Below are 22,695 nucleotides of genomic sequence, written 5' to 3'. Positions count from 1 at the left end.
GAGGGTAGTAATCACTGCCTTCCGCTTTATAATATGTGGAACATTAAATTAAAGGAACAGTTACCAGCCTATGGTAAACCCTAGCAGCACGTCATTGATTAGTAAGGGGAATGCGGCTCTTTCTGAAGGCAACTATAAGCGTGCAATTCGGTTGTACGTTCATGCTATGGTGCGTGATGAACGCCTTGTTTCAATGGCTGAGTTTAACCTGTCGTTGGCCGCTGAACGTTTGCGGGAACAGTTGCCTGAAGCTGATGAAATAACGCCAGAGAAACTAAGCATATCTGATACTCGTAGTTTCCAGGACACTTTGCTGAACGACGTTATTAATACGCCATGTAAGAGGTTTGTCGCAGCTGAAGAGAACGTTGCGCAGGCATTGTATGCGTTAATTTGGGGGGCTGTGGATATGCCCCAGAATAAAGCCCTTAAGCTATTGCGCAGTCATACTACTGAAAAAGTTGAGGCAAAGCCTGAGCTAATCTTTGCTCCTAAACCCCAGGTGAAAAAAGGCGTTCCGGCAGGCCCCGTTAAACTGCCTGATGGCGTTTATCAGCAAGTATTGTCGTCTCTCGAAAGTAGTCCAGATTATGTGACGAAGGTGGCTGCGAAGCTTGCCGAAAACGAGGCAGGCATAGGCGAAATTATTGAAAACTTTGATGTAGCTAACACACTGCTTGTCTCCGTTGTTATGCCTACCTATAACCGTAGCGCCATTATTTTTGATGCCATTGCGTCGGTGCTACAGCAGTCTTACGAAAATTTTGAGTTATTGGTATGTGATGACGGCAGCACTGATGACACTGAGGCTAAAATTCAAAGCCTTGATGATGATAGGGTGCGTTACTTACAACAAGGAAATGCCGGAGCGGCAGCCGCGCGAAACTTAGGTTTGTCAAAGGCTCGCGGTGATATCATTTGTTATTTGGATACAGACAATTATTGGCATCCAAACTATCTAAAGCTAGTTGTTACCAGCTTTCAAAAAAATAATGGCCGCTCGGCGTTGTATTTTGATTTTATTGATTACCAGGTAAAAGCCAGTGGTGATATAGAGATTCGCTCTACTCATCGCCCTGAGTTTAATCACGAACGTTTAATTACTAAGCCATTTATTGACTTGAACACTTTTGCTCACAAGCGTGAACTTTACGACGCTTTTGGTGGGTTCGACCCAAGTTTAACGCGCCGACAAGACTACGACTTAATGCTGAAGTACACCTGGCTTCGTGATCCGCTTCATGTGCCGTTATTTTTAGCCTTATATCAGCGTAACGACCAGCTTGAACAAATTACTCAGGTACGAAAGGGCGATGACAGTTGCATTCCTATTATTAACCGAAAGATAGAACAATACTTTACGAGTGGTTTGCCCACACCGGTACAAAAGCCGATGGAAAAGGTGTCAGTGATTATTTGGGATCACTGTCGCAATCATTTCTCTAAGCCTTATTCTGTCGCTGAAGCCTTGTCGCGTCGCTACAAAGTCGAGCTAATTTCGTTCGACTTTTTTGACGAAGGTATTTTTGGTCCACTTAAAGACGATAACCCCGATTTTGAAACCAAGTACTTTAAAGGTTCAGATTTCCCGAGCTTTTTTGATGCGTTCAAGGCGGCTATGGATGCGGTTACCGGCGACATTATGTACGTGGTAAAACCGCGAGTGCCAAGTTTAGGCTTGGCGATGGCAGTGAACTATCAGCGTGCAATACCTTATGTATTAGAAATTAACGATTTAGAAACGGTGGTCAGCTCGCCGAAAGCGGGCGATGAGCACAAAGAAGTGCGCTTTGAAGACGTTAAACTAAAGGATAAAGCGCTACGTAGCCCTTATTCCGACTTGTGGTCACATTTACTCGACCCATTCGCTAAACGCTCGCCGGTGGTCATTACCCACAACAAAGGGCTGGATGCACATTACAACTCTAATACCTTGTATATGCGCAACTTGAAAGACGAACAGGTGTATAGCCCGGATAACTATGACCGTGACCGTATTCGTGAGGAGCTAGGCTACAGCAAAGATGACCGCATTATTCTATTCGGCGGCCTGCTGCGTAAGCACAAAGGCATATACGAACTGGTCGAGCTGGTAGAGCGTTTGGGGGATTCTCGCTACAAGCTCTTGTTTGTAGGCTCTCGGCCAACCCCTGACCAGGCTAAGCTAGTTGAACAGTATAAAGACACCATAACGGTATTGCCGCCGCAGGATCGCATCGGCATGGCACGTATTAACTACGCTGCGGATCTCGTGATTCTATGGTTGAACCCCGAGGTACCGGCGAGTCACTATCAGTTCCCTTATAAAGCGACCGATGCCTTTGCTATGCAGACGCCGGTTATCGCTAACGACATTTCTGACTTAGGCGACCTAGGCCGTCAGGGGTACTTGAAGTTGGTTCCGTTTGGCGACTGGGACGGCATGGTTGCGCAAATTCAGCAGCTGTTTTCAGACACCGCCGAGACGGGACGCATGACCGATGCCGCAAGACGTTTGTATTTGCGCCAGTTCTCGTTTAATGCGGCATTGGGCAGCTTTGAACTGGCTGCACAGCGAGCCAAAATGGTAAGCGAAACCGCCTATGACTGCTCAAAAGACTTTGTTAAGTGGTTTAACTTGTTTTACCACGCCGCCAGCGGCAATAGTGATACCTTTATTCAGCCGCAACAACAGCGTAACTTGCAGTTGCTGAATAACCAGTCCGGTCAGAGCGTTAAAGGGTTTGGTGAGGTTGACGTTGATGCGCACATTCGTTTTGTCGAGCCTCAAGCACTGCCCGATTTGAACTTAGCTGGCGATGTGGCTTTGGTGAAGGCATCAAGTGCATCTGTCGGTTTAGATGCAGCGCGCTTAATGACACAGCGAGCTGGTAAAGACATTGAAACGGTTGTAGTTACTGGAGAAATAGCGCGTATTGAGCAAGTTCTGTCTGATGTTCTGGAAAATAACTCGATAACATCGTTAACCGTCGTCGATGAGTTTGCCTTCCCATGCCGTGACTGGTTAACGTTCGCACAGAGTGCGGCGGAGAGTTCTTTATGTGGCGCTTTTAACGGTGTTGAAGAGAGTATCGAAGACGGAACAGATTATATTTTCGGCCAGCGAGAAACGTGGCTAAAAACTTTAATTGCCGGGAACACCAAAGACCTTAGCTCGGTTAAAGCAACACACCGGGATTTTCTCATTGTCGATGTCAGTAAGGCTCAGTCTTATAATCATAGTGCTATTCAAGGCTCTGTGTATTTAAAAGATGTAGCTAAGGTTGATGAGCTACAAGGACAGCTTAAACATGACATTTGTGTTGTTATGCCTTGCATTGATACTGAAAAAGGTTTGGCCTGTGCTGCACGTTTACAGGCTAAATCTGGTATAGCGGCTGACTACGTGGTGTCAGTGGACAGCAAACGGCAAGGCTTTATTAATACGCTCAACCAAACCGCTCGGATGAGCGACGCTAAATACGTGGTTTATCTTGCCGAGGATGCTTTACCAGGCGAAAACTGGTTGAAGATTGCTTATGAACAATTAGAACAAAGCGGTAAATCGGTATTAGGTTTCAATTGTGGTAAGTGGCATGGGCGCATCGCTGCCTTTGGTATGGTGCGTAAAGACTGGATCTACAGCATCTATGAGCAGGCCATATTGTTTGATGGTTATAAGAGCCATCGAGCAGATAATGAAATTACTGTTATTGGGCGTGCGCAGAACGAGTTCATTTATTCGGTTGAGTCTGTGTTGTTTGAAGATGACCGGCGCAAGGACTTTAGGGGTAAGGAAACCTTTGCCGGTAACTTCTCACTCGATGACCGCAACTTGTTTGTTGAACGTTTTGACCGAGGCTTCGACGAAGCCGTCAATGCTAAAAAACTAAAGCCACTTGAAAGCGAATACATTAACAAATGGGTTCGTTCCCAGCTGAAAAAAGACAACTTTGTGCTTTATCGGATTATTGGCAATGACTTGGTGCCACGCCATAAAAAAGGTCAGTCTCGGGAGAATATTCAATTTATTCTGGAGAATGAGCCAGAGCTTCCGCGCTGTGAGAAACGCTTTATTATTAATCGTATTATTGACCCTAACGAGCTTAAAGCAATTAAGGAGCTGTTGGAAAAGCATAATATGCCTTATACCGTCATACCCTTTGAGAAAAAAGAGTATGATCAAATTGGTTTGGACACATCGGTACTGAGTGAGTTAAAGCAGCCTTATACTGAGTATCTGGAGGTTGTTCAGCAGCGTATTGCCTTGGCTATGGCTCGGCCTAAAAATAACTATGTTATGAATAATAATGGTGCCCGTAATTTTGCGCTTAATGACGGACGCAAGCGAGCTTATTGGGTTTTGCCCTTTGACGGGAACTGTTTTATTAGCCTTACTGCGTGGCAAGAAATACGCGGTTCAGTGTTGCGTCAACACAATACGCAGTATCATATTGTGCCAATGGCCAGAATTACTGACAACGCTCAGTTATTGCGAGAAGGTTTTAGGCCAGAAGCTATAGAGGAGCCTCAGATACTTTTCCGAAACGATGCGAAAGAAACCTTTGACGAAAACTTCTGTTATGGGCGTCGACCTAAAGTGGAAATGTTCTGGCGCTTGGGTTATTCAGGTAAATGGGACCTCTATATTGATGATAAATGGGATCTTCCAAGGCCCAAGCTGAGTCCGGATGTCGGGAATTATGTATTCTCAGGCTGGGTTGCGCGTTTAAACTCAGGTATGCAACAACTGGAAGTCCAGGATGATAAAGGCTCTAAGGACCGCTACCGTGCTCGTGCTGATGCAATAATTCAGACTCTCGATCAGATTGAAGAAGGGTCTTTGCAAGGCAAAATTGACGCACTTATTAAAGAGAAAGGTAAGTATTAGGATGAAGAAGTTATTGTTGCATATTGGTACAGGGAAGACCGGGAGTACTACCATACAAGAGGCTATGGCTATGTTAAGGGATAATGGGGACTTACAGGGTTTATCCTATCCTAAAATAGCCAATAATAAACATCATAATCGCCTTTGCACACTCGTTATGCCTCACGAACGAATTCGACGTGATATAAAAACAAAGTATCCAGAGGAAAACGGCACTTACAAAGAGTTTGTCGAACGAGTGGAATGCCTCTTCCACGAAAGTGCACATGAGAGTGATAACTTAGTGCTTAGTGGAGAGTTTTTTTGTGGTTATACAACGGATGAAATCAAGAAATTTAAAGAGCTTTTAATCGGTTCAGGGTTTAATGACATAAAAGTACTACTCTATTTTCGAGATCCTTGTTCACTTTACTTATCCCAAATTCAACAACGAATAAAGGCATCGTCAAGGTTCTCAAATCCTTATAAATATCAATTTGATTACCCCGGATTATATAAGCGTTGGCGTGACGAGTTTGACGATGTAACTGTTCGTCATTTCGACCGTTCAGTTCTAATTGGTAATGATGTAGTGGATGACTTTCTAAGTGTTGCTAATGACTACTTTGGTACCAGTTTGGGCAAGCCTGCTAACTTAATGCCTACTAACGAATCTTTAACGGTAGCCGGAATGCTCGTGCAACATGACTATCGTAAAAACTTTTACGGTGATGCGGATAACGTAATGCACTCTGACAGCAACCGTTTGGTCAAGCAAATAAACAAGGCAGAGAAGGAGCTAGACTACTCAAATAAACCAGCATTACGTCCAGAGTTAAAAAGGCAAATTAGGGCCAATAATGAGAATGGTGTTAAATGGGTGCGTGAAACATTAGGGATTGACTTAGGTTTAAATGAAAAGTCTGAAACTAAGTCTACAAAGCGTTTTAGGCATAACTTACTGGATATTATTGAAGTGAAGGACGAGGACTTGCGAGCGAAAGAGCTCATAATGTTATCTATCGTCCGCAAGTTATTGAGAAAGAGGAAGACGCAGTAGTCCTGTTGTTTTATTTCTTAAAGGCATCGAGCAGTGCTTCTTCGCAGTGCTCGTCTTGCCTATTCGCATCACTTTGTTTAACTTTGGGTTTACTAGTGTTTGCTTTTTCCTTTGACGAATTTATCGCGTCTTCGAAATTGCAAAAGAAATGAGACATAACAAACTCAACTCCATGCGGATTCACACTCCGCATGTTAGGTTCGAAGAAAGCTCCTTTAAAAGGTGTGCTGTTAATTATTTCATAGGAGGGGAAATAGTCTATATAATCAGTACCTTCACTCAAGCTTGCGGCAACGCTTCTCAAAATAGATTTTGATCGCATTGTTGCAACCAGTACGTGTTGGCCGGAGTTTGTAGCCGTTAGGGGAACGGGAGAAACCGTAAGGATGAACTTTAACTTACTGTTCATTTTGCGCATGCGATTCAGTGCTTCTTCAAGATTGCTTTTGATTTGGTCGAAACTTTGGTTCTCAAATAAATGCTGGTTTTCATCAAAGTCCCCAGCTACAGTTCCTGGACACATTGGATATTCAAAGTCGTTTTTATCAGTCCAGCTTTCTGTTAATCCTAGAGTGAATACAAAGTAATTTGCTTGCTCTACAGAGTGCCGAAACGCATTAATTGTGACCTTTCTCAAGCGTTGGAGCTCATCGAGGTTTTCAAAGCCGTGAGGCTCAATTTTAGGTCTGAAAGGGTCGATAAAACGGTTGTTCTGTTCCCAAAAAATATCTGGAACTTCTTCTCCTTGAGCCCATTTAACCCATTGTAGTAGAAGTGACGTGGTGTAGATATTGGCTGTTCTCGCGCTAAAAACGTCGTAGTTAAATAGCGAAGATTGTTCAGCTGTTAGGTTTGGAGGCTTTGGTTCAGTAATTAACCAGTTGAAACCACGTTCACGAAGGGCTTTGCCAATGTGTTGAGCGAAGCACGAACCGTAAGTCGCAATTTTATCCGAAGGTCTCAGTTTGAATTTTGGTTGCCAGAGTTGTTCAATGTCAAACATTGATCGGCTCCCGACTGCAGTTTTCCAAAACGCTTTGTCGGGTAGACTTTCATACGGATTCATATAAATTTACTCATATCGTGTATATAGGAAACTTTTATTTGAGTATACCGGACTTAGCTTTAAGATCTAACACTAAGCCTTAAGATAGAGGAATATTACTAAGTGAAGCAGTCGATAGTTGTTATTGGTAACAGTCATGTTGCAGCCTTAAAAAATGGATGGGACTCTATTTCTGCCGCGTTTCCGGAAACTGACATCCGGTTTTTCGCTGCAAGATCTAGCGTTTATAAAAAGTCGTCAAAAATGGCTTTGCGAGAGCAAAATAAAAAAGTAATTCCGCAAACAAAAGAGCTGATAGATAGTTTTGCTGCGACGTCTGGGGAGCCTTCTGGGCAGATTGATTTAGAATCGACTAATTGCATTATTTATTGTGGGTTCACGCCCCGTATTCGCTCTGACTTGGCAAGAAGTTATTCGGCTTCCGTATTAAAGTTGATGGTGAATCATTCGTTGCGACGAGGATTGTTTGGTTTATCTCATGATCAAAACATATCTAAATATGTCGATAAGATACTTTTTTTACCGCCTCCGGCTTTCGCTGAACTAGACGGTGACCAAACTCCTGCGACTGACTACCCTTTGGAGTTTACTCGATACAAAACGGTGTTGAGCAATCACCTTTCGGAAATTGGTATAGACTTACTTACTCAACCTAAAGAAACTCTTAATCGAGATGGTAAAACCTTAGCAAAATTCTCTGTTGGAAGCGTAAAGCTGACTCCGAATGGAAAAGAAAAGCTACATGAAGAGCGTGATATAAGTCATATGAATAAGAGCTTTGGAGAGCGAGTTTGGCGCCAGCTGTTATCCGAGCATTAATTGTGCTAGCAAAAAGCGTACAAATCCCATAAGAAGTATCGATCTTTACTGGAAAATACAGTTGAATGTTGTACTATTGTAAAGATATGGCCTTGTGAAGCGAGTGGATGCTAGCAGGAGTTTAAAAGCAAGGACGTTGAACAACCACTAACTTAGGATTCTACTATGAAAAAAATATTAACATTAGTATTGGCAATGGCAGCGTTAGCATCAGCTTCTTTTGTGGCAAATGCGGAAGTCGTACGCCTTCCGCCAAGTAACATTTCAGCTGTGCTTATTGATAAAGACAATTTCGGTGGCTGTATGGCGCAAGTCGATATTGATATCAGCGAGACAGCTCCTTCTTGTGGCAGTTCTTATATAACGTTTGATTGTGACGGAGATTTCCAGGATCCATCAGTTGGTAATCGTTTTTTGGAAATGGCACAAGTAGCTTATGTAACAGGTAAAGGTATGCGTTTTTCAATTGACACTAACCTTCAACATAACGGTTTCTGTGTTGCTACCCGTGCCGACTTAAAATAATAAGTTGTTGCTGCAGTGACTATGAAAAAGCTACGGCATAATGCGGTGGCTTTTTTGTTTTTATAAGGAGTTCAGCATGAAGTTCGCAATGAATTTGGCGGCTTTTTCAGTTGTTTTTGTGGCTGCTCTTGCCTATTTCAGTCTCCAATCGGATGGTAGCTCGTCGCAAGAAATCGCTTCAACAGGTGGTTCTGACAGTAAGTCGGTGGCTAGAAAGATCACTAACGAGGGAACGCAATTGACCAGCCAGACAGTGGAGAGTGAGCCAAAACGTGAACAGCCGGTAACCCAGCTGCAAGACAATGAAGATGTTGAAAAAACTGCAGGCTCAAAAGTTAAGCGTCATTTAGGTGAGCGTCTAAATCCTGAAACACATGTTCCGGGAGGGGCGCCAGAACTACGGGTTGTTGGTGAACCGATGGACCCTGAAAAGGTATACCCAAATTCAGGCGCCAAGGAATTTAAATTAGTGGGTAAGCGTATTACAGATATAGAGAATTACCTTGGAGAAGGTGCTGAAACGCCACAGTATATTGGTGAACGAATTGCATCAAAAGATATTCAATAATAAGTGTTAAAAAGCAAAATAAAAAAGGGCCTCAAGGCCCTTTTTTATTGAACATTCAGTCGCTGAACAGTAGCCTATAGCAATTGTATTTAAAAGGGCTAGCAGTATGTCTTCGAGGAAAGGAAGCTCCCACATGGCAGGCACCAGCATCATTGAACGTGTTTTTCGCAAAGTGACCAGACGAAAGGTGAAAGTACCCCCACATCGTGACTCATCAAAAGACCTGTCGTTTATTCAAAAAATAGAAACATCGCCATTTTTTGACGCTCGATGGTATATTGAACAGTATCCACAGGTGTCCTCTTCAGCTTTAAAGCCCGCTGAACATTATTATTGGCAGGGGGCTGAGGAAGGACTTAACCCCAGCACTGCTTTTGATACTCAGTTTTACTTAGAACGTTACCCCGATGTTGCTGAAACGGGTATGAATCCGCTACTGCACTTTGTATTGCATGGACTAGCGGAGGGAAGGCATCCTCGCGAAGACAGACTGTCACTGTTAGATGATAAGCTATGGTCAGGGCACGCGCCAACAGCGCTCAAAGAGCTGGAGTCTATTTTTAATGATGCTACCGAGGCTGCAACGGAACGCCATGCGGCAGCTTGGCATATTGCTCGCTACCAAGTCTTTTGTGGTGACTATAAAACCGGTTTGGTGTTGGCTGAAAAAATGGCCGAGCTTTTACCTGAACAGCGTATGGCGAAAAACCGCATACTGCTAGAAGCGTGTTGTTACTTAAAACTAGAGCAACAGCAAACGGCTGGACAGCTATTGAAAGCGTATTTAGCGCTTAACCCTAACGATGTGGACTGTCGGCTAATGCTTGCTAACGCATTAGACAGTGATAAAGAGCGTCTAAAAAACATTTCCGAAGCTTATGAGCGCCAGGGTTTCTTGGGCATTGAGAGGCTTGATGCATCAAAACCATTGAGCTTTTTTAATTTGGGCTCAAGCTGGGCGCAAAATGCCTTTAGAGTGCCGGAAGCAGAACAAACTGAAAAAATCACTATTATTATGCCGATATTCAATGCCGAAGAGCGTATTGAAGTGGCGGTTCGCTCACTGCTAAACCAAACTTGGCGTAACATCGAAGTAATTGCGGTGGATGACTGCTCTACGGATAAAACGGTTGAAGTGCTTCAACGTATGGTGAGCGAAGATGACCGATTAAAGGTGGTTCAACAACCCCAAAATGCCGGGGCTTACCCCGCGCGTAACCGAGGTTTAAAAGAAGCAACGGGCAACTTGGTTACCACTCATGATGCGGACGACTGGTCGCATCCACAAAAGCTTGAACAACAAGTTCTGCTGCTAAGAGAACAGCCGCAAGCTCAAGGCGTCATTTTAAACTGGGTGCGTGCTACAGATGACTTACACTTTACCATTAACTGGCGCCCCTCTGACCGCATTGTGCATTACAGTCATTCTTCCTTTATGTTGAAACGAGAAGCGATAAATGCAATTGGGCAATGGGATGAAGTAAGAATAGGCGCCGACACGGAGCTAATTTGGCGAGCCCAGCACCATTTTGGAAAAGAGTCGATCATACACGGCAATAGCGGCGTCCCTTTCGCGTTCGCGTTAGACGATGAGGGTTCGTTAACACGCACAAAAGCGACTCATGTCAGTACTGTGTATTACGGGTTGCGTCATGTTTACCGGGAAATTTGCCGCTGGTATCACCGCGAAGGTTTAGATCCGACTGCGAAGACAATAATTCCTCGTGCAATGACCTCGAAAAGCCTGGAGTGGCGAACGTTTGACCTGTTAGTCATTGCTGATTTTGCGAGTAAAGAGTCCAGTAACCAGTTGCTTGAACAAGTGAGAAACCAAAAAACACCGGGTCAGAAAATTGCTTTGCTGCATTGGCCGGCTTTTGGAAAGCGACAACACCGTTTTTGTGATAATTATTTTGAGCTATTGCATGAAGGCTTGGCTGAGCCTGTGGTGTTTGGTGATAATATTGCTGTGAGTAACGTTCTGGTCGCAAATGGTGAGCTATTAACGACGCCTGTTGCTTCTTTGCCTGACTTTAAGGACGTGAAGACAGTTAAGGTTGTGAAAACAGAGATTACAGAAGATGAAAATCAGCAGGCAGAGAGAAACGCCTGCGAGTTTTTCGGTACCAACAATTGCGTATGGATTAACACGTTAGAATGACACAATCATCTGTAGAGCAAAAACTTGCTGATATTAAGGCTGTATTAGCTAAGCAGGAACAACAGCAAAAAGAACGTCTGGGCATGGTTAATCGATTGCTTGGCGACTTCGCGTCGTTCAATAAGGCTGAGCGTAAGCGACTTTTAGAAAGTGTCAGTGCACAAATGCCCAGTGTTGAGCTTTCGGAAGCCTTTGTGCGGCAGGCTGCAACAGTAGGGGCGGAGTTAAAGTCAGCCGCGTCATTTAGAGACTGTCTAACCCGGGCAACAAGGCGTCGGCAATTATCGGGTTTTAGAAATGAGTTAGCACTAAACAATAAAGCTAGAGGCTACCGTTTTGTTCGAGCTTTAGGTGTGAGCCACCCCAAGCAACTAACAAAAGCGCTGAAGCTGGATGACATTGAGCTGCAAGCTAACACCGTGCTTAAACCAACAAACGGCTCGTCAAGCAATGGTCTGTTTATTGTTCTGAATGAGCGTTTAATAGAAGTGAAGTCGGGACAAACCGTTGCGTCAGAAAAAGAACTGAGAGAAAAAGCCAAAAGCTTAATGGCTAAAAAAGCCATAAAACGCAACCGCTGGGTGCTAGAAGAACTCATTGCCGATGTCGATGAAAACAGCATTACACCGGCTCGAGATCTTAAATTTTACTGCTTTTATGGAAAATTAGGCTTTGTTTTGGAAGTGGACCGAGAGGAAGGTGGGCGCTACTGCGAGTGGTTACCGAATGGAGAGCGAGCAGAGACGGGGCGTTACCGGAACCAGCAGTTTGAAGGTACAGGGTTCACTCAAGAGCAGGCTAAGCTGGCTTTGTCTGTTAGCGAGCAAATACCCGCGGCCTTTATGCGAATTGACTTTTTACGCAGCAATAACCAGTTTGTTTTCGGCGAGTTTACGCCGCGACCAGGGCAATATAATGCCTTTAATACAGATTTTGATCGTTATTTAGGCGAATGTTACCTGGAAGCAGAGGCGCGGTTACAACAAGATTTGATTAACGGCAAGTCGTTTAATTCCTTCAAAAAGGTGGTGCGTAAGTGACAAGTTCGGCTTCCGTGTTTAAGGATTACCTGAGTGCTGGCTTTAGCAGTGATAACTGTTGCAGTTACGCTGTTTCTCTTGCCGCTGCGCGCCGTGGCTTGCAGGTCGAGTGGCTGGGGAAACCGTTTTTCAAACACCTGAGGGTGCCGTTAAATAAAGCCAATCAATTGGGTAACCTTTATCGTATTTCGGACGGCAACCGCCGGATTATTTTTAACAAGACATTGCCGCTTCATACCTCTAAAGATGTGTTAAGAGCGGTTAAAGATAAGTTTGAATCGGCAGCAACATTATCTGACTATGGCGTTACAACAACGACCCCTGAACTTTATGATTTAGACGACAGAAAGGCACGTAAACGGCTTTTTAAAAACGTGACTTATCCAGTGGTGATTAAGCCGGTTAAAGGCAGCATGGGTAAGAATGTATTTGCTAATATTGAAAATAAAAAAGAGCTAAAACAGGCTGTTAAGAAACTTTCGGGTAAGGTTGTTTGTGAGCGTTATGTTCAGGGAAAGGAATACCGTGTTTATGCCTTGGGTGGGCGTCCCGTTGCCGCGGTTCGGCGACAACCACCTTATGTCATTGGTAACGGAGCAGATACCATAGAAGAGCTCATAGAAGCTAAGAACCATGAGCGTAGAGAAAAGGCACTGCCCAGAATAAAAATTGATGAAGCAACCCGTTTAAAGTTAACAAAAGATAAGCTAACGCTTTCGTCTGTTCCATCGCTAAATACAAGTATCACTTTGTCTGACAAGTTAGGTCGCTCGAGTGGCGGTTTGATTGAACGTGTTGAACTGAGTGAGCTGAACGATGCGGCAGGGTTTTGCTCGAGTGTTCAGGCGGCCTTTCCCGAGCTAGAGGTTTTTGCGGTCGATGTCATTGATACCGACTCTGAGTTGGTTGCTATTGAAATTAATACTCGGCCGCAAATAAGTTCACTGTTAAATCCTGACCTTGGGGAGCCGTTTGATTTTGCTGATGCCTTTGTCCGGCACTGCTTTGAAGTACATAATAGTGAGCAGTCTGTTACTGCGCCTAATGCCAAATTATTGCTGGCTCAGCTGGAGCAAGGCGTATCTCGGGCCAGCTTCACTGGCAGTGAATTAGCCGATGAGGCTCCCGTTATTTCTGAGCCAAACGCAGCCTTATTGCATAACCAAGGGAATATCCATCAGCTAATCTTGCAGCGTGCTGCGTGGCAGCGCGGGTTTCGGGTAGAGAGCTTTATGAACAGCAAAGGGCATGCCCGTTGGTCAATTAGCAGTCATGAGAAAACGCTGCGGTTTCGTCAGAATATGCCGGCAGTAACGTCTCTAAAAACGCGAAACATAACCAATGATAAATTTGAGACTAAGCGTAAACTCGTGGATGCAGGAATAGCCGCTCCTGCCGGTGAAAAGTTTAAAGCAAATAGTACCGCTGCGGTTTTGAGTTGGTATCAACAGCAGCCTGAAGGTACCCGGGCGGTTGTTAAGCCTATTGACGGTGCTGGCGGGAAAGGGGTTACTTCAAACATACAGACAGCTGATGAGCTAAAGGCGGCATTAGAGTATGCTCAGTCTGAATGGGTAGTGGTTGAAGAACACATTACGGGTGACGACTATCGACTTATTTGTTCCGGGGGACGGTTTCTTGCGGCTATTCACCGATTGCCTGCTAGCGTGACAGGCGATGGTAAGCACACCATTGAACAGCTTATTGAGCTTAAAAACGAAGAGCGCCAGGCTAACCCTTATTTGAAAAAATGCGTGATACGCTACGATAAAGCAATGGCATATCGTCTGAAAAAACATGGCTGTAGCTTACAAACGGTATTACCTGAGAACGAAAAGCTGTATTTAAACGATATTGCGAACATAACCGCCGGTGGTGACAGTGTTGATGTAACTGAACAAGTACATGATGACTTTAAACGGTTAGCTGAGTCGGCTCAGTTAGCATTTACTGACTTAGCTTATTGCGGTGTAGATATTCTGGCGAGAGACATAATGGCGCCTATTGCGGAGCAGCGAACCGCAATCATCGAAATAAATGCGAATTGTGATGTGGCGTTGCATCACTTTCCTTCGGTTGGTTCGCCGCGCGATACGGCTGGCGAAATTATCAGTGACCTGTTTAATGCAATTGACCGAAAGCTGTCTGCGCAGTTCTTCCGTATTCGCGGCAAGGTAACTAATGTTGGCTACAGACTGTGGGCGTCCCGTCGCTGCGCTGCATTGAGCCTTGATGCTAACATAAAGAATCACGGTGAGTCGGTTGAAATTAGAGCTTATGGACCTCGAAGTGCTTTGGACCAATTGCACAATGAGCTAATAAAAGGCCCGAAAAATGCAGTGCCGACAGATGTGGTTTGCAGAGTGTTAAACGAGAGCAATAAGCATGACTGAATTAAGCACTCTGTTTAATAAGGAATATTACCTTGGGCGTTACCCCGATGTTGCTGATGCGAATGTTGATCCATTTCAGCATTATCTGGAGTTTGGTCGTTTTGAGGGGCGCTGGCCGGTGGCGTTGCGTAGCGAGAGTCTGTCACATTCAATTTGGTTTAGTGAAGGGGCACGCAAGGAGCTCTGGTCGTTAAAGGAGCAAGAAGCTGAAGATATACTGGCCCAAGCTGATGAGGAAGTCGCCCGTTGGGAGCTTGCGCGCTTTTATGCGGCGAATAATGATTGGAAACAGGTGGTTGAGCTTTTAGGGCCCTTAGAAAACCCGGATGGACTCGAATTGTTGAAAGCGTTAGTGCCACATCAAGGACCTTTCCAGGCATTACTTCAAGCGCTCACGAGAACCTCGCAGCTAGAACGGGCAAAGCAATTTGTAGCAGCGGATCACTGGCCTGCTTTTGATGCCCTGAGTCAGAACGACCATTATCTGGCACAAGCTATGGTGTCGGAGCCTCCGGATCGTTTAGAGCGAGTGAATCAAATTTATAAACGGGCAGGTTTGGCTGAGTTAACAAGGACTTCAGCGACTCCGTTTTTTGATTCGTTAATCTCTAGCGGTGTGCTGTGTATGCCTAAGCCGTGGCAAAAACGTCCTAAAGTGAGCGTAATAGTGCCGTGTTTTAATTGCGAAGAGACCTTAACTAATGCAGTTAACAGCCTTATGGCACAAAGCTGGCGCCGGTTACAGATTATTCTGGTGAACGATGCTAGTACTGACAACACTGCTGATGTGATGGCGAAGTTGGCAAGGCAGGATAAGCGCATTACGTTGGTTCATCTTGAGCAAAACGAAGGTGCTTACGGTGCGCGTAATGCCGGTCTCGATGTCAGTAAAGGTGACTTAATTACAACGCACGACGCTGACGACTGGTCTCACCCTGATAAAATAGCGAGTCAGGTATATGATCTGCTAAAACATCCTTCAGTTATGGCAAACCGCAGCGCATGGGTGCGTGCCGACAATGACTTTAACTTCTCACGCTGGCGCCCTGAAGCCTGCTGGGTATACCCGAATGTGTCGTCACTGATGTATCGGCGCCAGGTTTTTAAATGTCTGGGTTATTGGGATACGGTAACCGCAGATGGTGATACTGAGTTCTATTATCGACTATTGGCCGAGTATGGCGCTAATGCGGTACGAGATGTGTTATCGGCAGTTCCTCTTGCGTTTGGTCGTGTGGCTGAGCAGTCGCTGACACAAAGCGCGGCCACGCATATTAGCAGTATGCTGGGTGGAGCTCGGCGGCAATATCAAGAAGAAGCGGGGAGCTGGCACAGTAATGCGACGTCGCTCTATTTATCCCGATACCCGAAAAAGCGCCCATTTTTAGCTCCGTTATCACTGTGTCGCGGCACATCCGAAGCTGTTTTAGACAATCAGAAAATGCGATTGCAGGAAAGTACTTTGTTTGACGCAGATTATTACTTGCAGCGCTACCCCGACCTGAGAGCCGCAAACGTTGACCCGGCACTGCATTACTTACGCTTTGGTGCGGGGGAGGGACGTGACCCGTCAGATCGTTTCACCTCCAGTGGCTATAGATTCGCGCATCGGTTGCCCGAGTCGGATAATCCGCTGATTCATCATTTAACGCATTTAGAAACCACAAATGAAGGCGAAAGCCCGCTTGAGTTAATGACGGGTGAAGCCTGTTACGATAGTCGACCACTGCTTATGATTGTTGCTCACAGTACCAGTGGTGCCTCGTTTGGGGCGGAGAAAAGCTTACTGGATGTGCTGTCGATGCTGCGCGAGTCGTTTCGACTTTGGGTGGTACTGCCGAGCGCGATGAACCCTGGCTATGTTGAGGCTGTAAAAGAGCGTAGTGATATACAAAGCTTTTTGCCATTAAGGTGGTGGCAGTCCGGGCGACAGAATGATCAGGGTATTATGCACTTGCTAGAGCGCTGGATGAGTTATGTCTCGTTAGTCTACGTTAATACCCTAACGCAGCACGAACCGCTGTTAGCGGCGCAATACTGCAATGTACCGTCGGTGGTTCATGTACGAGAGCTGCCGGAGCACGATGATGCCTTATGTGACACCTTGCAGGCTGGAGCTGAACAGGTTCGTGAGCACCTGTTAAACCATGCGGACTATCTTATTGCGAATTCAATAAGCGTTGCCAATTGGATTCGTGAACCGGATCGAACCTCCGTGGTCCCGAACGTTATCGTACCTGAGCTCTATAGAAATGCCGTTCAGACTATATCGAAAAGGCCATTACGGGTTGGAATGCTTAGCAGTAACCTGGCGAAAAAGGGTGTAAAAGATTTTTATCAGTTGGCAGAGGCGCTGTATAATAGCAGCCAGTTTGAATGGCATTTGTTTGGCCCTGTAACCGATGCGCTGGAGGAGGCTAAAAAAGAGCATCCTAAGGCTAGTGTCACTCTTCACGGTTATGTGGATGAACCGGTCAAAGCCTTGAAACAACTGGATGTGGTTGTCAATTTATCGCACTTTCAGGAGTCGTTTGGTCGTTCGGTGTTAGAAGCCCTTGCAGCCGGAAAAGTTGTCGTGGCTTATGACTGGGGCGCTATTTCTGATCTACTGGCAGATGGTTCAGGTGTGCTTGTACCTTATCGGGATGTGGCACAAATAAGCAGTAAGCTGCAGCAGCTGGCAAACTCGAAAGAACTGTGTCGGTCAATGCAGAAAAAAGCGTTAGAAAGAGCTAGGTGTTACGATGCACAAGTTGTAGGCCCTGTACTTGTTGAGCAACTGTCTGCACTTTGCCGCTAATGTGTTAAAGCCGAAAGCTGAAAATTAAGGAACCTATGAACGTTATTTTGCATATTGGAGCGCCTAAAACAGGAACGTCGGCGATTCAGTTCTTTTTAAATGAAAACCGCAACCGTTTAAAAAAACACGGCTTTTATTACCCTGAGCATAATTTCGACCCGAACAATGTGTCTGGCGGGCATGCCAGCTTTGGTGCGCTTTTAGTGGAAGGTAATTTAGAAGAAGCGAAAGCGCTTTTGAAACAGTGGCTGAATGAAGCAAAAGCGTGTAATTGCCGTTTGTTGTTGTCTGCCGAGGCAATGTATCGTCGTCCTGAAAGTGTTGTTTCCTTATTTGAAGGGCACGAGTTGGGAGTGTTAGCTTACTTTCGGCATCCGCTTGAGTCACTTATTTCTAACCACAACCAGTCGATTAAGCGCCACTACTCAACACTGACTCTTGACGACTTTCTGTATAAGCAGGTGGGGGTCAATAACCGAGGGGTGAATGGCCAAATATTCTTTGACTGGCAAAAGGTTCTTAAAGACGACCAGCTAACTGTCCGGCCTTATTACTTTCCTACTTTTCATAAAGGTCGCATTGAACTCGATTTTCTAAAGCGAATAGGTATTGAAGGGTGGGCGGCAAATCGCTTTAAGCTGAAAAAAAGAAAAATTAATACAAGTTATACTGAGGGGGCGTTAGAAATAAAGCGCTTACTCAATGGCGTGCTGAATCCGGAAAAAAACCGAGAAAGCATTGTTATCGACAGGGTGTTACAAGGGTATTCAGATAAGAGTAACAACAAGCTAGACATTGGCAAAAAGCAGGCGGTTAACACAGCGGTTTTTAATGCCATTTCAGATCGCTACCAGAGATCTATGGAGCGGATGAGAGATAACTTACTGGCTTTTTGCCCTGATGATTTTATGAGGCCTCAAACAGTGGCGCCTTTAGCGCAGACAGAGGCACGAAAGTCTTTAGAAGATGTTATTAGTGCGTATAAGGAACTGTGCCGGCAGGAGCCAGAACTTATGGAGCGGTTACAGTTACGGCTGGCAGACAAGCTGCAGTCGGAAGAGCGTGATGAAATACCTTATGCACAGTTAAAGCTAGCCGAAATGATGGGGTTACCCGTTCGAGAGCCGAAGCCTAAACCGCCACTACCCAGTAATGCTCTGGATGTGTTTTTGTCTGAGAATTCTAAACCTGTCGATTACTTGCGCGAGATTAGTAAATGGTTGGAACGTTATGGCGATACTGAGTCCGCTTGCGAGGTACTCGATAAAGCGATAGAGATTGCTGCGAAAGGAGAAAATAAGAAGGCGCTGCAAAGATTACGAAAGACTTATCAGCAACGCCTGGAGACGCTCAACGAGGAAGATTAAACGTCGGTTCAAGATTAACACCAAAGTCTTCCTGTAATCGCGTTAGGTTGGGGTTGTAAGCTGGGTCGTGTTTTATCAGTGCGGCCCATTGTTTTTTCATGTAGGTAATTTCTCCACGCTCGCGAGCTTTCTTTTCGGGGCTGTCTTCCTTACCTCGTGTTTTCGATTCGTAATGGTAAAGCTCGGCGTATGGCGTCCACAGGTTACGATACCCCGCAGCCAGTACTTTTAGGCATAAGTCTACGTCATTGAATGCAACTTTTAGCTCGTTCTCGTTAAATCCACCTGCTTCGTCAAAGATGAACTTTTTCATCATTAAACAAGCGGCTGTAACTGCACTGTAATTCTGAACACTGGCGAGGCGCTGGCAGTAGCCTGGCGAATGACGGGTGAAGTTCTTATGGCCATGACCGGCAAGCCCCCATAGTCCAAGCACAACGCCAGCGTGTTGAATGGTATTGTCGGGGTAATAGAGTTTAGCGCCAACGCAGCCCACTCCCGGACGCTGTGCTTGCTGCGCCATTTCGCGTAGCCAGTTTTCATTAATGACTTCAGTGTCGTTATTTAAAAAACAAAGCAGTTCGCCATGTGCATGAGCGACCGCGAAATTATTAATGGCCGAGTAATTAAATGGCGCGTCGTAACGAATGACTCGCACATTATTGGACTCGTCCTGGATGTCGTTAAACCATTTCAGAGTTTGTGGACAGTCGCTCTGGTTATCGACGATTATAATTTCATAGCTGCTAAATTCAGTTTTCTGCAACACGCTGTTAATGCAGTTTCGGGTGATGTCTAAGGCATTACGTGTCGGTACAATAATACTAATAAGCGGTGTGTCGCTTTGGTTTTGTTTAATAGCAAAGTTTATTTTGCGAACGCCATTCTCTACAGCTGACTCAAACGACTCAACTTTGTCGCCTTGCTGCTCTAGCCAATTGGTAACCGCATGTTGACGCTTGGTTTCAATGGTAGCCTGTGGGTCGCCAATACTGACTTGTGGTGTGTGGTGCTCAAGAATAACCGGAATATGTATAACCCTTGGTTGACGCCCCAGAGATTCAATGGCGGCAATGAGCCTGACATAGTGATCATTCGTACTTTGGACAGCGTCGAAGGCGCTTTTTAAACAGCGTCCTTTAATTGCGTAAGCTGGGCCAATGTAGTCTTGTGCAGAAAATAAGTCAGGACTCCAGTCGGGCTTAAAATGGGGCAGTATGCGCTCGTCTTGCTTATTAATATTATCGTGATCCCAGTAAAGGATATCGGCATGCTTTTGATCAGCAATAACCGTGGCAGCATTTAATAGAGGATAAAACTGCTTGGTGTAGATAACTTCGTCTGTACGCGTGTGATACCACTTGTCGGGGTCTATTTTGTCTGCGGTTTCTGGTACAACTGCTATATGTTGACTATCTGAGGGCTTGTAGAGCGCCAGTAAAGCATCACGAGTGATGGGTTCATTATGGAGACGCCAGTAATTAAAGGGCTCGCAGCTGGTCAGCTGGTGTTGTAATAGAGGCTGGTAAGCTTGTACTAGCTTGCGCAAAGCATGCGAGCGGCCGCTACGTTTTTGACGAGCACGAGTCAGGCGATAAATTTGAGAGGCATTATCGCCATTAGCTTTGTCACGTCGCGCCACTGTTTGCAGCATAAAAAACCAGGCTTTGGCGGCAGAAATAGGCTTTATTCGAATGGAAAACAGAGGCTCTGCGTCAATTTCGATGCCGGCGGGCAGTATCCAGTCTATTGTTAATGTTTGCAGAGGGTTATGACGATAGAAAACCAACGAGGCTTTTTTTGGGTCATCGTAATGTAACGACACGCCCTGTAAATGATGATTTTGCCGCGCCATAATAAGGCCGCGATAAGCTAAAAACTTTTCCGCTGCTTCATTTTTAGCGATAAGCACGATGCGCTGCCAACCCAGTTTTGAGTTCGACTGGTTATTGAGAATATGCTGGTTTGCGTGGCTTTTTACCGACCAACGGCGACTTTTCATAATCAGTTGAATATCACTCATAAACGATGTTGGTGCATCCATTCCGTCATTATTGTACTTTCGGTGTCCCAGTTGTGGCGACTAACCGCCTTGTGGCCCTTTATGGCGTGGTGGTAAGGAGAGCCTTGCTGTATGCCAAAGCCAGTAATGCTCAATTGCTTCATCTGTAGCTGCTTTAAAAGTTTCACGATTAAAAAACCGGCGCTTGGCGGGGCCGCCAGTAATTGAACACATTGTCTCCAGTACTCTAAAGGGACACCAATTATTTTGCCACGATGTTCTTGCAAGGCATGCCAGTTCTGTTGCCACCATAGCATATTTGGGCCTGTCACTATGACAAACTCAGCGTTATTCGGCACCGGCCCCTGGTATCCTGGTGCCATTACCCAGACACCGAGTTTTTCTCCAATGTCTCGTTCTTGAGTATGCTCGCTGGCGTATTGATTAAAGCGCACAACAATATCGTTAGTGTCAATTTGCGCGCCTTGAGTTTGCTCAGCCAGATTGGGGCTGTTACCAACAACGACCACGCTGGCGTTACTAAGACGCCGCTGCAATTCGTTAAAGTTGGCTGCTTCTTGTTGCCGCCAGCCAGCAACGCGTTGCTGAAAAGGCTTCTTCACCCCTGGCGTGGCTGAATAACCTTTTATCTCATCTATTAAGTTTTGTAACTGCCGCGCTCGATGTCCATACAAGTTACTTCGCAAGCGTTGCAGCCAGTTATTTTTGCTCCAGTGTTGCGCAAGTTTTAGGTGCGCCGGAGACAGCGGGTAACCCAGCTGGCGCTTAAATATCATGTAGTCTAACCAGCGTTCAAAGGTTTGCTGTTGCTGCCAGTGGTAACGAAAACTATGCAACACGTTACAATCGTAACGTCCGGCCCGACTTGCTTGTTGCGCTTCAGTCGCTGACTTTATCTTTGAGCTGTTCATAATACGTTCTTTTCGTAACAACTAATGAGATCCTTTGCGTGCTGCTCAGGCGTGTAGTATGCAAATACTTGCTCCCTCAGGGCATCTGTTTGCTCACCATCTTGATAACCACTTTTAAGCTGTTGAAACCAGTCGTTTGCTGTCTCTGCAAGTTTAACGCCAGGCTTTGAAAAGCGTCGCATATCCGGAATAGGGGAAGCAATGACAGGCCGGTTGAAGAAGTTTGCTTCAATAGCTTTTAAGGCGGATTTACAACGATTAAAGACCGTGTCTTGTAATGGTGCAAGGTGCAAGTGACCACTGTTAACGACTCGCCAATAGTTGTCATAGGGTTGCTTTTCCTGCCACAGTATCTGCTGTGAGAGTCCCTTTAAGTGGTCAGGGAATCGCTCTTTATCTAATACCCCTGTAATTTTAAGTCTCGCGTCATGGTGTTCTGTCAAAAAGTCCGCCAATGGTTCTGTTATTAAGGCGAAGTCCTTGTCATGGCTGCGGGTTCCTGGCAGGTAGCAAATATCAAAAGTGTCTGAATTGGTGACCGCCGGAGCTTTATCTTGCCAAAGAAAATGAGGGGAGTTTGGCAGCCAAAAAATGTTATCAGTATTAAACAGTTTAGATGCAAAGGTTTTCAATGGCTGCGTAGAAACGGTTATTCCGTCAAAATAACTTAAGGTTTTTGCGTGTTGCGTAAAGTTCTTCTGTGTTTGTTGCAGGGAAACGTAGCCATTAATAACGCCCGGGCTAAACTCTGCAAACGCTGGGTCAAAGACTAAGTCGTCAAAGTCTGCAATTAAAACAGTCCCTAGTTTGCGGCGTTTCTTTAACTCATTAGCCAGCAGCCAACGGGTCTTGAAGTCTCGAAAGCAAGGACGGTGAAAAATAATCAGGTCAGCGGGATTTTTTTGTTGGCTAAGATCCTTATAATGAATGCACTTAACGTCATGGCCTTGCTCGCTAAGTGCTAGCGCTGGATTTTGGCAACGATAAATAAAAGCGGGATCGGACAGAAATTTTGCCGAGTTTTTATTTCCTGCGACAAATAAAATACGTCGCTTAGTTACGTGCTTATGAACCAAAAGCCGCCGTCCTTGTCGTTTTAATAGAATAATAATG

The 22,695-nt window shown here is 45.3% G+C and carries 14 protein-coding genes; 10 read left to right on the top strand and 4 right to left on the bottom strand.

From position 1 onward, the window contains the following. The first annotated feature begins 70 nt into the window (after positions 1-70). Complete coding sequence (locus tag CWI78_RS04355; protein ID WP_126780622.1) at positions 71-4,870, top strand: glycosyltransferase; 4,800 nt, start codon at positions 71-73, stop codon at positions 4,868-4,870. Between the two features lies 1 nt (position 4,871). Next, positions 4,872-5,909 (top strand): hypothetical protein, encoded by a 1,038-nt coding sequence (locus CWI78_RS04350; protein WP_126780620.1) that lies wholly within the window; start codon positions 4,872-4,874, stop codon positions 5,907-5,909. Positions 5,910-5,919: 10 nt separating this feature from the next. Here the strand turns inward: CWI78_RS04350 and CWI78_RS04345 are convergent, their stop codons facing one another. Beyond that, a complete protein-coding gene (locus CWI78_RS04345; RefSeq protein ID WP_208642031.1) occupies positions 5,920-6,912 on the bottom strand; it encodes a GSCFA domain-containing protein in 993 nt (330 codons plus the stop codon). 165 nt (positions 6,913-7,077) lie between these two features. On the opposite strand from CWI78_RS04345, the gene CWI78_RS04340 reads away from it, so the two are divergent. The 8 genes from CWI78_RS04340 (at position 7,078) to CWI78_RS04305 (ending at position 18,648) form a co-directional block, all read left to right on the top strand. Then, positions 7,078-7,794 carry a hypothetical protein gene (locus CWI78_RS04340; protein ID WP_126780616.1) on the top strand — a complete coding sequence of 239 codons (717 nt, stop codon included), beginning with the start codon at positions 7,078-7,080 and terminating at the stop codon, positions 7,792-7,794. Between the two features lie 165 nt (positions 7,795-7,959). Next, a complete protein-coding gene (locus CWI78_RS04335) occupies positions 7,960-8,319 on the top strand; it encodes a hypothetical protein (RefSeq protein ID WP_126780614.1) in 360 nt (119 codons plus the stop codon). A 76-nt stretch (positions 8,320-8,395) separates the two neighbouring features. Then, positions 8,396-8,887: a hypothetical protein gene (locus tag CWI78_RS04330; protein ID WP_126780612.1), complete on the top strand. Its 492-nt coding sequence runs from the start codon at positions 8,396-8,398 to the stop codon at positions 8,885-8,887. Positions 8,888-9,020: 133 nt separating this feature from the next. After that, entirely contained in the window at positions 9,021-11,048 is a 2,028-nt protein-coding gene (locus tag CWI78_RS04325; protein ID WP_157982693.1) for a glycosyltransferase family A protein, read from the top strand. Continuing rightward, entirely contained in the window at positions 11,045-12,088 is a 1,044-nt protein-coding gene (locus tag CWI78_RS04320) for an ATP-grasp fold amidoligase family protein (RefSeq protein WP_126780608.1), read from the top strand. Before CWI78_RS04325 ends, CWI78_RS04320 begins: the two co-directional genes overlap by 4 nt. Further along, positions 12,085-14,481 (top strand): ATP-grasp domain-containing protein, encoded by a 2,397-nt coding sequence (locus CWI78_RS04315; protein WP_126780606.1) that lies wholly within the window; start codon positions 12,085-12,087, stop codon positions 14,479-14,481. Before CWI78_RS04320 ends, CWI78_RS04315 begins: the two co-directional genes overlap by 4 nt. Then, positions 14,474-17,281, top strand: a complete 2,808-nt coding sequence (locus CWI78_RS04310; RefSeq protein WP_126780604.1) for a glycosyltransferase — start codon at positions 14,474-14,476, stop codon at positions 17,279-17,281. Before CWI78_RS04315 ends, CWI78_RS04310 begins: the two co-directional genes overlap by 8 nt. Positions 17,282-17,316: 35 nt before the next feature. After that, complete coding sequence (locus CWI78_RS04305; RefSeq protein WP_126780602.1) at positions 17,317-18,648, top strand: hypothetical protein; 1,332 nt, start codon at positions 17,317-17,319, stop codon at positions 18,646-18,648. On the opposite strand, the gene CWI78_RS04300 is transcribed toward CWI78_RS04305, so the two are convergent. The 3 genes from CWI78_RS04300 to CWI78_RS04290 are packed head-to-tail and all read right to left on the bottom strand — an operon-like array spanning position 18,632 to position 22,658. Next, entirely contained in the window at positions 18,632-20,671 is a 2,040-nt protein-coding gene (locus CWI78_RS04300; RefSeq protein ID WP_157982692.1) for a glycosyltransferase family 2 protein, read from the bottom strand. The two genes, CWI78_RS04305 and CWI78_RS04300, sit on opposite strands and share 17 nt — an antisense overlap. Further along, complete coding sequence (locus CWI78_RS04295; protein ID WP_126780598.1) at positions 20,668-21,582, bottom strand: glycosyltransferase family 29 protein; 915 nt, start codon at positions 21,580-21,582, stop codon at positions 20,668-20,670. Before CWI78_RS04295 ends, CWI78_RS04300 begins: the two co-directional genes overlap by 4 nt. Beyond that, the gene (locus CWI78_RS04290; protein WP_126780596.1) at positions 21,579-22,658 is read right to left on the bottom strand and encodes a glycosyltransferase; all 1,080 of its coding nucleotides are present in this window, start codon (positions 22,656-22,658) and stop codon (positions 21,579-21,581) included. The genes CWI78_RS04295 and CWI78_RS04290 overlap by 4 nt, the downstream gene beginning before the upstream one ends. Between the last annotated feature and the right edge of the window lie 37 nt (positions 22,659-22,695).

It is taken from the genome of Idiomarina ramblicola (genome assembly GCF_003987255.1).
Lineage (GTDB): Bacteria > Pseudomonadota > Gammaproteobacteria > Enterobacterales > Alteromonadaceae > Idiomarina > Idiomarina ramblicola.
Note: the sequence above shows the minus strand (reverse complement) of the source record. Positions and strands in the feature narration are given on the sequence as shown.